Genomic DNA, 14,216 nt, shown 5'->3' with positions numbered 1-14,216 from the left:
TCCCCATGTCTCTCTCCCAGTCGGACATCGACATCGAGGTCAGTGACCTCCAGGACGCCTACGACAAGGCGGTCGCCGAAGGCGCCCCCGTACAGAACCATCCGCCGCGCGACTACGCCCCCTACCGCAGCTCGGTGCTGCGGTACCCGAAGCAGCCGCTGGTCGCGGTGAGCGGTGGGGACCCGGAGACGGTCGAGCTGTCGGGACCGGTGTTCGGGGTCACCGACATCACCGAGATCGACAGCGATCTCACGATCCAGCACCAGGGCGAGCCGCTCGGCGAGCGCATCACCGTCTCCGGCCGGCTCCTCGACCGGAACGGGCGCCCCGTGCGCGGTCAGCTGATCGAGCTGTGGCAGGCCAACGCCTCCGGCCGGTACGCGCATCTGCGGGACCAGCACCCGGCGCCGCTCGACCCCAACTTCACCGGTGTGGGACGCCTTCTGACGGATGATCAGGGACGGTACCGGTTCACCACGATCAAGCCGGGCGCGTACCCGTGGCGCAACCACACCAACGCCTGGCGCCCCGCGCACATCCATTTCTCCGTCTTCGGCACGGCCTTCACCCAGCGCCTCGTGACCCAGATGTACTTCCCGAACGACCCGCTGTTCCGCTACGACCCGATCCTGCGCTCGGTGACCGACGAGGCCGCCCGGGCCCGTCTGGTCGCCGCATACAACCACGACCTGTCCCAGCCCGAGTTCTCACTCGGCTACGAGTGGGACATCGTCCTCGACGGTCCCTCCGCCACCTGGATCGAAGAAGGCCGCGACTGATGAGCGTCTCCCCCGCCTCGCCCCTCTCCCCGGCGAACCTTCTCCCCACCCCGTCCCACACCGTGGGCCCCTTCTACGGCTACGCCCTCCCCTTTCCCGAGGGTGAGCAGGTGGCGCCCAAGGGGCACCCGGACACGATCACCCTCCACGGTCACGTCCTGGACGGCGAGGGGAACCCGATCCCCGACGCCCTGCTGGAGTTCTGGCAGGCCGCGCCCGACGGCTCCCTCACCGGTGCCCCCGGTTCCCTGCGCCGCGACCCGGTGACGGGCGGCTTCCTGGGCCGCAACGGCACCGACTTCACGGGCTTCGGGCGGGTCGCCACCGACGCCGACGGGCACTACGCGCTGTACACGCTGCCGCCGGGCAACTCCGGGCTGCCGTACATCAGCGTGTGCGTGTTCGCGCGCGGCCTGCTGACCCACCTGTACACGCGCGCGTATCTCGCGGACGGCGCAGACGCACTGCTCGACTCCCTGCCGGCCGAACGGCGCGCCACGCTGGTCGCCGCCGAGGGCGAGCGGCGCACGTACCGTTTCGACATCCGCCTTCAGGGCGAGGGCGAAACGGTCTTCCTGGAGTTCGAGTGACACCACCTGCCGATGCCGAGTCCGATGCCGACACCGGCCTGCTCTCCCCCGGGTGGGCCGGTTCCCCGGCGGCCTTCGCGACGAGCGACACCGCCTATCTGCGGGCGCTGCTCGACGCGGAGGCCGCGCTGACCCGTGCGCAGGCCGGGCTGGGGCTGGTGCCGGAGGAAGCGGCCACGGCGGTCGGCTCGGCAGCGGGTGACGACTCCGGCTTCGACGTCCGGTCGATCGCGCTGCGCGCCCGGTCCGGCGGCAATCCGGTGATCCCGCTGGTCGCGGACCTGACGACTGCGGTGGGCGCGCGGTACGGGCCGTACGTCCACCGGGGTGCCACCAGCCAGGACATCCTGGACACGGCGACGATGCTGGTCGCCTCCCGCACCCTGGACCTGATCCGTACGGACCTCGACCGCACCGCACGGGCGCTCTCCCGCGCGGCAGCCGTCCACCGCGACACCCCGATGCCGGGCCGCACGCTCACCCAGCACGCCGTACCGACGACCTTCGGACTGAAGGTGGCCGGCTGGCGCTCCCTGGTCCTGGACGCCCGGGACCGTGTGACAGCCGTACGCCACAGCCTCCCGGCCCAACTCGGAGGCGCCGCCGGGACCTTGGCCGCATTCACCGTGTTCGGCGCGGGTGATGCTCCGGTCGACACCCGGGCCCTGGTCGCCGCCTACTCCCGTGAACTCGGGCTCGCCGAACCCCTGTTGCCCTGGCACACCCTGCGCACCCCGGTCGCGGATCTCGCCGGAGCGCTCGCCTTCACGGCCGGCGCCCTCGGGAAACTCGCCGCCGATGTGCTGACGCTGGCCCGGACGGAGATCGCCGAGGTCTCCGAGGGCAGCGGCGGGGGTTCGTCGGCGATGCCGCACAAGGCCAATCCCGTACGGTCGACGCTGATCGCCGCCGCGGCCCGGCGGGCACCGCAGCTCGCGGCCACCCTGTACGGCGCGCTCGTTGCCGAGGACGAGCGTCCGGCGGGTGCCTGGCACGCCGAGTGGGAGACGCTCAGGGAGCTGCTCCGGATCGCCGGGGGCGCGGCCCGGGACGCCGTGGAGCTGGCAGAGGGGCTGCGCGTGCACCCGGATGTCATGCGTCAACACCTGGGCATCACACACGGGTTGATCGTCTCCGAGCGGCTGGCCGCCGAACTCTCGCCCGTACTGGGCCGCGCCCGTGCGAAGGAGCTGCTCACCCAGGTGGCCGCCCGAACCCACGCCGAGGGCCGGACACTCGCCGAACTCCTGGCCGAGGAGCCGGAGTTGCGAGACCTGCCCCTCAACGACCTGACCGAACCCGCCCGTTACACCGGCTCCGCCGGAGCCCTCACCGACCGTGCTCTGGAGCGACCGTGACCGACAGACTGCCGCACCACCGTGTCGAGGGCTCCGCCACCGCTCCCCCGCTGCTGCTCGGGCCCTCGCTCGGAACGTCGTACGCCCTGTGGGACAAGGTGGCACCCGAGCTGTCCGTCACCCACCGGGTGGTCCGCTGGGACCTGCCCGGGCACGGGGGTTCGGCGCCCGGGCTGATCGGGCCGGGGGCCACCGTCGGTGATCTGGCGGCGCTCGTGCTGGCGCTCGCCGACTCGCTCGGCATCGACCGATTCGCCTACGCGGGCGTGTCGTTGGGCGGTGCGGTCGGCCTGTATCTCGCCGTCCACCACCCGGAGCGGGTGTCGTCGCTCGCCGTCCTGTGCTCCTCGGCCCACTTCAACGGCAGCAAGCCGTGGGAGGAACGGGCCGCGCTGGTACGGAGCGAGGGGCTTGCCGGGCTCGCGGAGAGTGCCGACGCCCGCTGGTTCACGCCCGGGTTCACCGTGCCGGAGCTGGTCGCGGATCACCGGAGCGCCGACCCGGACGCGTACGCCGCCTGCTGCGACGCGCTCGCCGCCTTCGACCTGCGTGACCGGCTGGCCGAGATCGGCGTGCCCACACTGCTCGTCGCCGGACGACGGGACCCGGCCACTCCCCCGGCCCACCTGCGGGAGATCGCGGACGCCGTGCCGGGTGCCACGCTCGTCGAACTGCCGGGCGCCTCGCACCTGGCCGTCGCACAGTGCCCGGAGGCAGTGCTGGCCGCGCTGCGCCCGCACTTCGGGGTGGCTCCCCGGCGGGGCATGGAGGTGCGCCGGCAGGTGCTCGGCGACACGCACGTGGACCGGGCGCAGGCACGGCAGACGCCCTTCACGGCCCGCTTCCAGGACTTCATCTCGCGCTATGCGTGGGGCGAGATCTGGACCGACCCGACGCTCACCCGGCGTGAGCGCAGCATGATCACGCTCACCGCGCTGGTCGCCCACGGCCACTACGACGAGCTGGCGATGCACGTCCGCGCGGCCCGCCGTAACGGGCTGACCCCCGAGGAGATCGGCGCGGTACTGCTCCAGACGGCCGTGTACTGCGGAGTCCCGGCGGCCAACTCGGCGTTCGCCGCGGCGCAACGCGTCCTCGCGGAAGAGGACGACACGGCGGAGTGACCCCGGTGGTCGTAGGTACGACGACCGGGCGCCCCGCCGGTCAGCGCAGTCCCCGTCCGCCCTCCAGGACGTCCCGCGCCTGGGCGACCAGGCCGTCCGCGCCGCACGACTTGGCGAGCGTCAGGCCGCGTTGGATCTCGGCGATCGAGCGGGCAGCGATGCCGTACTCGACACGGGCCGCGGCGTGTTCGTACTGGCAGGGTGAGGACTCCAGGTAGGCGACCGCCTGGTGGGCCAGGCGTACCGCCCGCTGGCCGGTCTCCAGGGCCGCCGCGCAGCGCAGGGCCTCGCCGATGGCGGTGTCCGTGCCGAAGCGTTCGGCGTACCGGCGGGCGTCGGCCGCCAGCACGGCGGCCCGGAGCGGGTCCTCCGTGGCCAGCGCCCGGGCGAGGTCGACAGCCCAGGTGGCGAGCACCGGGTTGTGGAACCCGCGCCCGGTGGCCGCCTTCTCCGCGGCCTCCAGTTCGTTGATGCCCTCCTTCTTGCGGCCGACGGCGATGAGCAGCCTGCCGCGTACGGCACGGGGTTCGGGCAGCACGATGGTGGAGGGGTAGGGCGGGGCGAACCCGTACTGCTCGGCGACCGTCCAGGCCTCCTGGACATGGCCGCGGGCGAGCAGCGTGTCGACGAGGTTGCAGGTCGCCGACCAGTACAGGGGCAGGCCGCGCCCGACGCGTTCGGCCAGCCGCAGGGACTCGCGCAGCGATGTCTCGGCCTCTCTGAGCCGGCCCCGCCTGCGGTGTCCCAGACCGACGTACGCATGGGCGAGGGAGAGGTGGCCGCCGCTCCAGCCCGCCGTCTCGTAGGCCCGCAAGGCGTCCATGTAGAGCGCCTCGGCGCGGTCGAGCCGGTCGGTGTAGGCGTAAGCGCAGGCCAGCATCATCGGCAGCTCGATGCCCCACTCGGGGTCGGTCCAGCCGAGTCCGGGAGCGAGACGGCCGTTGACGAGGGCGCGGTCGCACACCTCGACGACCTCCTCCGCGTTCTCGCCGCGCGACATGGCGTCGAAGCCGCGCAGCATGAGCAGCGCGCGCTCGGAGTTGTCCCGGCCGGTGCAGGGGCGGGCGAGGTCGGCGAGGCGCTCGGAGCGGCCCGGCACCGTCACATCGCCGCCGAGGAGGCCCTCCATCATGAACTGCACGCCCTGCAGACGCATCCGGGCGGGGCCAGGCTGATGCCGTGCGGCCTCCGCCTCGACCGTACGGACGGCGTCCTCCGACTGGCCGTTGTGCAGCAGGGCCTGCGAGAGCCGGACAATCGCGTCGACGCGCAGGTCACCCTCCAGGCCGGGCATCGAGAGAGCGGTCTGGAGGTGCCGGATCGTGGTGGCGGGCGCGGTGAGGAGGGTCGCGCAGCCCAGTTCGAAGAGCACGTGCGCGTGGCTCTCGGGCCGGGGCGGTTCCAGTAGGGCCCGCTCCAGACAGCGACGGGCCGCGTCCGGGGCGCCGACCGCCTGGTGCTCGCGGGCCGCCTCGCGCAGCTGGTCGACGAGTTCCTCGTCGTCGTCCGGATAGACGTGGAGCAGATGGTGGGAGGCCGCGGCGGCGCCGAGCCCCGACTCGGTGACGACCTGGGCGGCGATGCCGTGCATGGCGGTGCGCATGCCGTCCGGGATGGAGTCGTAGACGGCGGTGGCGATCAGGGGGTGGACGAACTCCAGCTCGCTGTCGGTGACCTGACCGGCCATCAGATGGGGCTCGGTGAGGATGCGGGCGCCGCACAGGAGGTTGGCGCAGCGGTAGGCCTCGTTGGAACTGAGGGTGGCGAGCCGGGCCACGAGGTCCACGGAGATGCCCGTGCCGAGAATGGCCGCCGCCCAGGCAAAGCGGGTGGCTTCGACGCCGAGGTCCTCCAGGCGAGCGACGAGGCCACCGCCGCGTGCCGCGTTGTTGAGTTCGCGCAGCCGGCCGCAGGATGCCTCGACCGGGGCGAGCCGGGCGTCCTGGACCTTGGCGAGGAGTTCGACGGTCTCGTACGGGTTGCCACCGGTGACCGCCCACACCTCGCGGCAGAACGGGGCGTCCGCGTGTGGGCCGAGGGTGGTGCGGGTGAGACCGGCGGCGGCTGTCGGGGTGAGCGCGTCGAGCGTGGCGACGGGTCCTGCCGCCCGGGCGATCGCTGCCAGGTGGTCGGCGCGGGCGCCGGTGGCCTCGCCTGGCCTGCGGGCGACCACGACGAGGACGGACAGGTCGTCGAGCCGCTCGGCGAACGCGGACAGCCAGCGCAGGGTCTCCTGGTCGACCCAGTGCGCGTCGTCGATGAGCAGGACGAGCGGCCAGTCCCGCTTGGCGAGCCGTCGTACGGCCGCGACCAGGCCGTCGATCACACCCTGCGGGTCGGCCTGCCGGTCGCCGGGTTCCGTGATGCCGAGGGCGGGGCCGGCGATGTCGTACCAGTCGCCGAGGTACTCGCGGGCCTCCTCCGGCATCAGGGACACCAGAGCGGGCTGGAGCAGCTGCCGTACGACGTTGAAGGGGACAGACTTGAGTGTCTCGCCGCCGCGTGCCGACCACACCGTGCAGTTGCGCCGCTCGGCGATGCGCCGGGTCTCGGCCATCAGCGCGGTCTTGCCGAGGCCCGCCTCGGCGGTGAAGAGCAGCAGATTGCCCGAGGAGGCGCTGTCGGCGCGCAGGGCGTCGATCGCCCGGTCGACGGCGGCGACTTGTGTGTCGCGCTCCCACAGGGCGGCAGAGCCGGCCGTCCCGGGCCGTTCCTCCGTCATCCCGCTACCTCCCCAAGTCGCCTGAACGACGTACAGAACCCGAGAGTAGCCGTCCGACTGTCGCGGTGGAGGCGGGTCCGTCCAGGTAGTGCCGGGACGAGTGACAAGGAGGGCGGCAGGGCGACGCGGCGGGCCCGCCACCAGCCGTCGTCGAGGTGATGGACCGTCAACATCCTTTGATACGGGGCTGGTTTGCCATCCCCGGGCAAGTGCGCCTTCGAGGGGCTGTGCCTCTGCGGGCCGCCCTGTCCGCACCCCTGGAGAGGATCACCGGGATGCTCCCCTCTTCACCCCGACGGGGGCGGCGCGACGGAGAGGCCGACGCGGACGCCACCATCATTCGCACTGGCATTCCCCTTCGGTCCGCGTGGCAGAGGGCGTAGGGCCCTGACCTCTCGTATCCCGCTTTCTCGGCATCTCGGCCCGCCATTCCGCGCCTTTCCCGGCGGAAAGGCCACTCCTCTCATCCGCCTTTCACTCTGGCCTCATACGGTGGGGGCATGACGCAGGAGACTCCCCCCGGCTGGTATCCCGACCCCGGGCAGACAAGTGACAGCCCCGCCACCGAGCGCTGGTGGGACGGCAGGACATGGACGGAACAGACCCGTCCCGAGGGCTCGGCCCCCGCCTGGGGTCCACCGGTGCTGGCCACCGGCGGGGCCTATCCGGCGTACCCGGAGCATCCGCCGACGGGCGCCCGGCGCGGGTTGCGTACCGGCATAGCCGTCGCGGTGGCGATCGCCGTCCTCGCCGGCATAGGCGGCGGCGTGTACGCGCTGACCAAGGACGACGGCGGCAGCGATGTGAGCTCACAGGTGCCGGGCGGCCCGGGCGGCACCGGCGGACAGAACGGCGGGGGCCAGAACGGCGGCGGTCAGAACAGCGGCGGCCAGGGCGGTCCCGGTGGTGGCACCGGCGGCGGCCCGGGCGGCCAGACGCCGGATCCGCAGCAGTCCGAGCCCTCGGAGAGCCCGAAGATCGACAGCGGTTCCGTGCCCGACGCGACCAACGGGATCAGCATCCCGATCCCCGACGGCTGGTACGGCCAGCAGATCGCCGTGGGCGGCCAGGTCACCTCGGACAGCTCCTACAAGTGCCCGGGCGACACGACGAAGTCGTGCACCAAGGGCGGGGCGTACTCGGCGCCCGCGCTGGCGCTGGGCACCTCGGGCAGCACGGCCGAGGCGGTCGCCAAGGCGGACATCTCGGCGAACGCCGAGGAGTCCTACGGCGGCACCACCTACGGGAAGATCACCTCGCACGACGTCCTGGCCTCCAAGGCGGTGACCGTGGCCGGGCAGAAGGGCTATCTGGTCCGCTGGAAAGCGGTCACCAGCAAGGGCGCCGACGGCATCGTCGAGTCGCTGGCCTTCCCCGCGCCGGCGAACCCCCGGCAGATCGTCGTCGTCCGCTTCGGCGTCGACGCCGACCAGAAGGAGGCGGTGATCGACCAGATCACCGCCGGTATCAAGGTCTCGACGGGCGGCGGCAGCGGGACGAACGTCTGATCCGCCGGTCCGCGCTCCGGACAGCCGTCCGGACGGCCACGAGGTGCGGGTGGAGGTGGATCGGCCGGGTGGGGCGCCTCTCCGCTCAAGAGGAACCCCACCCGGCCGGGGGGTGCGCGCCGCCCCCGTCCCCACGGGTCGGCGCGGACAGGTCACCGTCCGGGCGTGCCACGGACGGCGGCCTGCGTCTCAGGTGACGCCGAGTGCGGGGAGCACCGCGGCCTCCACGAATCCGACGAGGTACTCCGGGTCCGCGTACCGGCCCTCCAGGACCGGGCGGACCCGCAGGACGCCTATCATCTGCGCCGGTACGTACTCCAGCGCCGGATGGTCGGCGGCGACCTCGCCCCGCTCGACCGCGCGGCGGATCATCTCGCGGTACGCGGCCAGCTCCGGTTCGACGATCGCCTCGCGCAACGCCTGCTGGAGCTCGGGGTCCTGCATGGCGGCGTGGCCGAGAGCCTGCATCAGCTGGGTGTCGCTGCCCGAGGACGCGCCGGTGGCCCGCGCCGCCGCCCGCAGGTCCCCACCGAGGGACCCGGTGTCGACGGCGAAGCGGGCGCGCCGGTTGGCGCGCAGCGCCGCGGCCACGAACTGCGGTTTGGTCTTCCACTGCCGGTAGAGCGTCGACTTGCTGCACCGCGCGCTGGCGGCGACGCCCTCCATGGTCAGCGCGTCGTATCCGCACTCGCGGATCTGGACGAGCACGGCGTCGAAGTACTCCTGCTCACGCTCGGGCGTGATCCTGGAGCGGCGGGAGGCGACGACCGGTTCCGGTCCCTCCGCGGCCTGCGACGTCATGACTGCGCTCCCTTTCCCTGGCGGTGCTGTCGTTGTTGTCGGGGTTGTCTGATTGTCGGGCTGCTCTGTGGCTTATTCCCGATTCCAGTGTGTCGTAAGTCCATCGATACGCCAGTGTACCGGTACGGATTCGTTTCGGTACACTCTCGTATCGGTACACCAACGTATCGATGAGACGAGCGCCCGTACAGACGAGTTCCCGCCCATCACGCAACACGTGCGCAGACGCGCCACTCAGGGAAAGGGCCGGGGGATGAAAGCCAGCACCGAGCCTGCCAAGGCGGAGCCCACCGGCATACGACGGCCGCCGCTCGTCCGTGAACTCCTGCTGGTCGCAGGGCTGTTCCTCGTCTACAAACTCGGCCGGCAGCTGGCGACCGGGCACACCGCCGAGGCCTTCCACAACGCGCACCGCGTCTGGGACTGGGAGCGGGCGCTGCATCTCCCCGGCGAGGGCGCCGTGCAGTCGGCGCTGCTGCACAACGACACCGCTGTGCACGTCGCGAACACCTACTACGCGACCGTGCACTTCCCGGCCACCGTCGCCTTCCTGGTCTGGCTCTATCTGCGGCGCCCCGCGCACTACGTCTGGGCCCGCCGGGTCCTCGCCGCGGTCACCGGGGCTGCCCTGGTGATCCATCTCACCTTCCCGCTGGCCCCGCCGCGACTGCTCGGCGAGGCGGGCCTCGTCGACACCGGCCAGGCCTTCGGACCGACGGTCTACGGCGCCTCACCCGAGGCCGACACCCTGTCCAACCAGTTCGCGGCCATGCCGTCGCTGCACTTCGGCTGGGCCCTGATGGTGGCGATCGGCCTGATCGTCGCGACCCGCTCACGCTGGCGCTGGCTGTGGCTGCTGCATCCACTGGTGACGCTGCTGGTGATCGTCGGCACGGCGAACCACTACTGGCTCGACGCGATCGTGGCCTCGGCCCTGCTGGGCATCGCCCTCGCCGTCGTCCACCTGCCCCACCGCACCCGGTCGACCGCCAGCCACAGCAGCAGGCTCACCCCGGTCGACGAGCCCGTCCTCGTGGGAGCGGGACGATGAACGCCGCCACGCTCGCCGCCGTCGCCCTCTCCCTGTTCTCCGCCGTCGCCTACGCCGCCGCGGCCGTCGCCCAGGAACGGCTCGCCTCACGCAATGCCGACGCGGGGATCGGCCGGTTGCTGGCGTCCGGTGCCTGGTGGGGCTCGGTGCTGCTCAACGCGGGGGGCGCGCTGCTGCACGTGGTCGCGCTCAAGTACGGGCCGCTCACGGTGGTCCAGCCGCTGGGCGCGCTCACGCTGGTCGCCGCGGTGCCGCTGGGCGCGCGGGTCGCCGGCCGGCGGGTCACCGCGGTGGAGTGGCGCGGTACCGCGCTGACGCTGCTCGGCCTCGCGGCCATCCTGGTCACGGCGTCCGGTCCGGCGCCGGACCACATCCTGAGCCTCCCGGAGGCCCTCGCGGTCGCCGGTACGACGATGGCCCTGATCGGGGTGCTGGCCCGCCCCGGCGCCCGGCCCGGCCTGCGGCACGCGAGCGCGTCCGGGATCGCGTCCGGGGTTGCCTCGGCGCTCACCCAGACCGTCACGGTCGCGGCGACGGACAGCTCGGGTCCGCTGCTCGGCTGGCAGGTGATCGGGGTGGCACTGCTGGTCGCGGCGTTCGCGGCGGGCGGCCTGATCCTGTCCCAGACCGCCTACCGGGGCGGCCTCGGCGGTCCGCTGGCCCTGGTGACGCTGGCCAACCCGGTCGCGGCGGCGGTGATCGGCCTGACGCTGCTCGGCGAGCGGCTCCAGGGCGGCGCGGCCGGTCTGCTCCTGGCGCTGGTCGGCGCGGGGCTCGCGGGGTGGGGTGTGGTGACCCTGTCGCGGGCGACCCCGGCCCCGGTCACGGAGCCGGTCCCGGACACGGCGGTCGCAGTGTCTCCGGAGCGCATCGTGATTCCGTCATCGGCATCGGCGGCGGCATCGGCACAGGCATCGGCGGCTTCGGTCCTGGACGACGAGGAGCATCCGGTGGTGTCGGTCCTCGCACTGGAGGCCCACCCGGCGCCCGTCGAACCGTCGTTGATGCCCCGGCAGCCGGGACACCTCACGTCACTGTGAACCGCGTGAACCGCCCGGCCCCTGTGAACACACCTGTGAACAGGGGCTTCGGCCGGTCTCTGTGAACCGACCCGCCCACTGTGAACCGACCGGTCAGCCCAGGCCTCGTGAATCCTGCTTCAGCGCCGTGTCGACGGTCAGCGCCGTCGCCACCACAAGGCTCAGCAGGGGCTCGGGCAGCTGGTAGTGGATCTGCAGGACGTAGTTGTCCGCGGTCGTGAACATCGTCTTCGCCAGACCTTCCCAGGTCTTGGTGATGCGGGCGACCTCGTTCTCCGCGTGGTCGACGATGCTGAAGTTCCAGGCCCGCCAGTTCTCCGCCTTGATGGCGCCGACCTGCTGCCCACCCGCGTTGATCGCGAAGTTGATCTTCCCGATCATGTTCTGCTGGACGATCTCACCGACCGGCGAACCGTCCGGACGCTGCACGATCACCTTCGACTTGATGAACTTCCGGGGGCGCGTCAGCAGCAGCACCGGCTGACCGTGGGCGTCCCGGATCTCCAGCTTGTGCGTCATGTACTGGTCGAGGCTGGAGACCACGCGCAGGATCTTCTTCAGGACGCTCTGTCCGACCTGGACGACCGAGCCGAGGTCCCGGCCCTGCTGGTCCATGACCTTGTACTCGTTGGTCACCTCGATCAGCTTGGCCTTCTGGTTCACCACCAGCACCGGCTCGGTGAACAGCGTGCCGCCGCCCGCCCCGCCCCCAGCGACCCCGGCCTGCTGCTGAACCTGCTGCTGCACCCGCGCATCGGCACCGGGAGCCGCCGGCTGCGGAGCGCCGAAGCCCTTCTGGAGCTGGCCCTGAGGCTGACCGAATCCCTGCTGCGGCAGCTGAACCGGCGCCGCCTGCGGCTGCTGGGCCTGGGGCTGCTGCGCCTGCTGCTGGTCGGTGTTGGTGTGGTCGGTCCACTGGGAACCGTCCCAGTACCGGAGCGTCTGGGGCGCTCCGTGCGGATCCGCGTACCAACCTGCAGGTATGTTCGATTGCGTGGTCACCGGGGCACACTACCGTGACGTGGCTGGATGACAACCATGTACCGGTCAAGGTGTACCCCGGGCCCCGTACCGCCCGTCAGCAGGTCACGATCGCCGGATCACTCACACCCGCCCGGCCGTTCTCCACGTGCCCGGCGAACCGGCGCAGGAACGACGCGTCGCCCTCGGAGGTGACCGTCAGGTCGTACCACCGCTTGCTGGCACCCAGGTCCACCCGGTGCTTCACGACCGCGCCGGCCCGCACCCGGATCGTGCGCGCGTGTCCCCCGTACCCGCTGCTCAGCTTCAACTCGACTGCCTTGGCACCCTTGTTGGTGAGGGTCAGTTCAAGGTCGTCGCCGACGTGCCGTGCGGTCACCTCGGGTCCGGCGGCGCCCTTTCCGTGCCCCTTGAAGACGCGCAGGAAGCCGTTCGGGCCGTGCACCGTCAGGTCGTAGGCGTCCTTGGAGTACGCCGAGTTCCAGGTGTCGGAGAGGGTCTTGCCGGCTCCGGTGGTGTACGCCCACGGACCGTCGGTGCGGTTGCCGGAGGTCACCAGGAAGGAGGCGCCGGCGTGGGCGCCGGAGGCGAAGGACAGCGTGAACTTTCCGGCCGCCAGGTCTGCCGAACCGTCCACGTACGGGGCGTACTTGAGCGGGCGGGCCGGGCGTAGGCCGCGTTCCTGCCGGGGCAGGACCGGGTTGGCGGGCGGCGTCGGGACGTAGTCCGGGTGGCGGTTCTTGTCCGGCGGCAGGTAACCGTCGGTGCCGGGCAGGGCGACGGGCTTGACGTCCTTGCGGGAGAAGTCGAAGGCGGCCGTCAGATCGCCGCAGACCGCGCGCCGCCAGGGCGAGATGTTGGGCTCGTGTACCCCGAAGCGGCTCTCCATGAACCGGATGATCGACGTGTGGTCGAGCGTCTCCGAGCAGACGAACCCGCCCTTGCTCCAGGGGGAGACGACCAGCATCGGCACCCGCTGCCCGAGCCCGTAGGCACCGGCCGCGTGCTTGCTGTCACCCTTGAAGAGGTCCGGGCCGACGTCGACCGTCGACCTGCCCTGTGCGGCGGAGCCGGGCGGGAACGGCGGCACGAGGTGGTCGAAGAAACCGTCGTTCTCGTCGTACGTGATGAACAGCGCCGTCTTCGCCCACACCTCGGGGTCGGAGGTGAGCGCGTCCAGGACCTGGGCGATGTACCAGGCGCCGTAGTTCGCGGGCCAGTTGGGGTGCTCGGTGAAGGCCTCGGGGGCGACGATCCAGGAGACCTGCGGCAGCTTGCCCCCTGACACGTCGGCCTTGAGCTGGTCGAAGAAGCCCTCGCCCTTGCGCGCGTCGGTGCCGGTGCGGGCCTTGTCGTAGAGGGGGTCGCCGGGCTTGGCGTCGCGGTACTGGTTGAAGTAGAGCAGCGAGTTGTCGCCGTAGTTGCCCCGGTAGGCGTCCTGGATCCAGCCCCAGGAACCGGCCGCGTCGAGCCCGTCACCGACGTCCTGGTAGACCTTCCAGGACACGCCCGCCTTCTCGAGGCGCTCCGGGTACGTCGTCCAGCCGTATCCCACCTCGTCGTTGCCGAGTACGGGGCCGCCGCCCAGCTCGTCGTTGCCCGTGTAGCCCGTCCACATGTAGTAGCGGTTCGGGTCGGTGGAGCCGATGAACGAGCAGTGGTAGGCGTCGCAGACGGTGAAGGAGTCGGCCAGCGCGTAGTGGAACGGAATGTCCTCGCGGTTCAGATAGGCCATCGTCGTCGACGACTTGGCCTCGATCCACTTGTCGTACTTGCCGTTGTTGAACGCGACGTGCCCGTCGCTCCAACTGTGCGGGAGGTCCTGGATGAAGGCCAGTCCGAGGTTGTCGGCGTCCGGGTGGAAGGGGAGCACGTCCTTGGTGCCGTCCGACTGGTGCCAGACCGACTTGCCGTTCGCCTGCGTCACCGGATGCGGGTCGCCGAAGCCCCGGACGCCGCGCAGGGAGCCGAAGTAGTGGTCGAAGGACCGATTCTCCTGCATGAGGACGACGACGTGCTCGACGTCTTTGATCGTCCCGGTGCGATGGTTCGCGGGGAGGGCGGCGGCACGCTCGATGCTGTTGGAGAGCGCGGTGAACGCCGTGGTCGCGCCCGCGAGTTGGAGGAAGCGGCGCCGGTTGACTTCGGGCATGGGGGAATGGCCTCTCGTCCTGATGACGGCATTGGGTGGAACGTGACGGAATGCGCGCCTGGAGTTTCCCAGGGGTACCGAACGGCACGGAAGGGTCCGGTGGCATCCGT

Annotated in this window: 11 protein-coding genes; 7 read left to right on the top strand and 4 right to left on the bottom strand. The window is 71.6% G+C overall.

All coding sequences use genetic code 11. The annotated features are described in order from the left end of the window. The first annotated feature begins 5 nt into the window (after positions 1–5). The 4 genes from pcaH to pcaD are packed head-to-tail and all read left to right on the top strand — an operon-like array spanning position 6 to position 3,851. Complete coding sequence (gene pcaH, locus OG241_RS45410) at positions 6–779, top strand: protocatechuate 3,4-dioxygenase subunit beta (RefSeq protein ID WP_405824386.1); 774 nt, start codon at positions 6–8, stop codon at positions 777–779. Next, positions 779–1,369 (top strand): protocatechuate 3,4-dioxygenase subunit alpha, encoded by a 591-nt coding sequence (gene pcaG, locus OG241_RS45405; RefSeq protein WP_405824384.1) that lies wholly within the window; start codon positions 779–781, stop codon positions 1,367–1,369. The genes pcaH and pcaG overlap by 1 nt, the downstream gene beginning before the upstream one ends. Further along, positions 1,366–2,727, top strand: coding sequence for a 3-carboxy-cis,cis-muconate cycloisomerase (gene pcaB / locus OG241_RS45400; RefSeq protein WP_405824382.1), 1,362 nt, complete (start codon positions 1,366–1,368; stop codon positions 2,725–2,727). The genes pcaG and pcaB overlap by 4 nt, the downstream gene beginning before the upstream one ends. Further along, positions 2,724–3,851: a 3-oxoadipate enol-lactonase gene (gene pcaD / locus OG241_RS45395; protein ID WP_405824380.1), complete on the top strand. Its 1,128-nt coding sequence runs from the start codon at positions 2,724–2,726 to the stop codon at positions 3,849–3,851. The genes pcaB and pcaD overlap by 4 nt, the downstream gene beginning before the upstream one ends. A 40-nt stretch (positions 3,852–3,891) precedes the next feature. Here the strand turns inward: pcaD and OG241_RS45390 are convergent, their stop codons facing one another. Next, positions 3,892–6,573 carry an ATP-binding protein gene (locus tag OG241_RS45390; RefSeq protein WP_405824378.1) on the bottom strand — a complete coding sequence of 894 codons (2,682 nt, stop codon included), beginning with the start codon at positions 6,571–6,573 and terminating at the stop codon, positions 3,892–3,894. Between the two features lie 500 nt (positions 6,574–7,073). Here OG241_RS45390 and OG241_RS45385 point away from each other — a divergent pair, with 500 nt between their 5' ends. After that, positions 7,074–8,081 (top strand): DUF2510 domain-containing protein, encoded by a 1,008-nt coding sequence (locus OG241_RS45385; protein WP_405824376.1) that lies wholly within the window; start codon positions 7,074–7,076, stop codon positions 8,079–8,081. A 189-nt stretch (positions 8,082–8,270) separates the two neighbouring features. Here OG241_RS45385 and OG241_RS45380 read toward each other — a convergent pair whose 3' ends face one another. Continuing rightward, positions 8,271–8,882 (bottom strand): TetR/AcrR family transcriptional regulator C-terminal ligand-binding domain-containing protein, encoded by a 612-nt coding sequence (locus OG241_RS45380; protein ID WP_405824374.1) that lies wholly within the window; start codon positions 8,880–8,882, stop codon positions 8,271–8,273. 253 nt (positions 8,883–9,135) lie between these two features. Here OG241_RS45380 and OG241_RS45375 point away from each other — a divergent pair, with 253 nt between their 5' ends. Together OG241_RS45375 and OG241_RS45370 are read left to right on the top strand one after the other, a co-directional pair. Continuing rightward, entirely contained in the window at positions 9,136–9,933 is a 798-nt protein-coding gene (locus tag OG241_RS45375) for a phosphatase PAP2 family protein (RefSeq protein WP_405824372.1), read from the top strand. Further along, the gene (locus tag OG241_RS45370; RefSeq protein ID WP_405824370.1) at positions 9,930–10,973 is read left to right on the top strand and encodes a hypothetical protein; all 1,044 of its coding nucleotides are present in this window, start codon (positions 9,930–9,932) and stop codon (positions 10,971–10,973) included. The genes OG241_RS45375 and OG241_RS45370 overlap by 4 nt, the downstream gene beginning before the upstream one ends. A 93-nt stretch (positions 10,974–11,066) precedes the next feature. Here the strand turns inward: OG241_RS45370 and OG241_RS45365 are convergent, their stop codons facing one another. Together OG241_RS45365 and OG241_RS45360 are read right to left on the bottom strand one after the other, a co-directional pair. Further along, entirely contained in the window at positions 11,067–11,975 is a 909-nt protein-coding gene (locus OG241_RS45365; RefSeq protein WP_405824368.1) for a phospholipid scramblase-related protein, read from the bottom strand. 76 nt (positions 11,976–12,051) lie between these two features. Next, a complete protein-coding gene (locus tag OG241_RS45360; RefSeq protein WP_405824366.1) occupies positions 12,052–14,106 on the bottom strand; it encodes a phosphocholine-specific phospholipase C in 2,055 nt (684 codons plus the stop codon). Between the last annotated feature and the right edge of the window lie 110 nt (positions 14,107–14,216).

The organism is Streptomyces sp. NBC_01390, assembly GCF_045040105.1.
Lineage (GTDB): Bacteria > Actinomycetota > Actinomycetes > Streptomycetales > Streptomycetaceae > Streptomyces.
The sequence above is the reverse complement of the archived record's forward strand: the minus strand, read 5'-3'. Positions and strand labels throughout refer to the sequence as shown.

Excerpts from the sequence above, each read along its gene's own strand:
- OG241_RS45375 (WP_405824372.1), top strand. The coding sequence starts at position 9,136 with ATGAAAGCCAGCACCGAGCCTGCCAAGGCGGAGCCCACCGGCATACGA.
- OG241_RS45370 (WP_405824370.1), top strand. The coding sequence starts at position 9,930 with ATGAACGCCGCCACGCTCGCCGCCGTCGCCCTCTCCCTGTTCTCCGCC.
- OG241_RS45385 (WP_405824376.1), top strand. The coding sequence starts at position 7,074 with ATGACGCAGGAGACTCCCCCCGGCTGGTATCCCGACCCCGGGCAGACA.
- OG241_RS45380 (WP_405824374.1), bottom strand. The coding sequence starts at position 8,882 with ATGACGTCGCAGGCCGCGGAGGGACCGGAACCGGTCGTCGCCTCCCGC.
- OG241_RS45390 (WP_405824378.1), bottom strand. The coding sequence starts at position 6,573 with ATGACGGAGGAACGGCCCGGGACGGCCGGCTCTGCCGCCCTGTGGGAG.
- OG241_RS45360 (WP_405824366.1), bottom strand. The coding sequence starts at position 14,106 with ATGCCCGAAGTCAACCGGCGCCGCTTCCTCCAACTCGCGGGCGCGACC.
- pcaH (WP_405824386.1), top strand. The coding sequence starts at position 6 with ATGTCTCTCTCCCAGTCGGACATCGACATCGAGGTCAGTGACCTCCAG.
- pcaG (WP_405824384.1), top strand. The coding sequence starts at position 779 with ATGAGCGTCTCCCCCGCCTCGCCCCTCTCCCCGGCGAACCTTCTCCCC.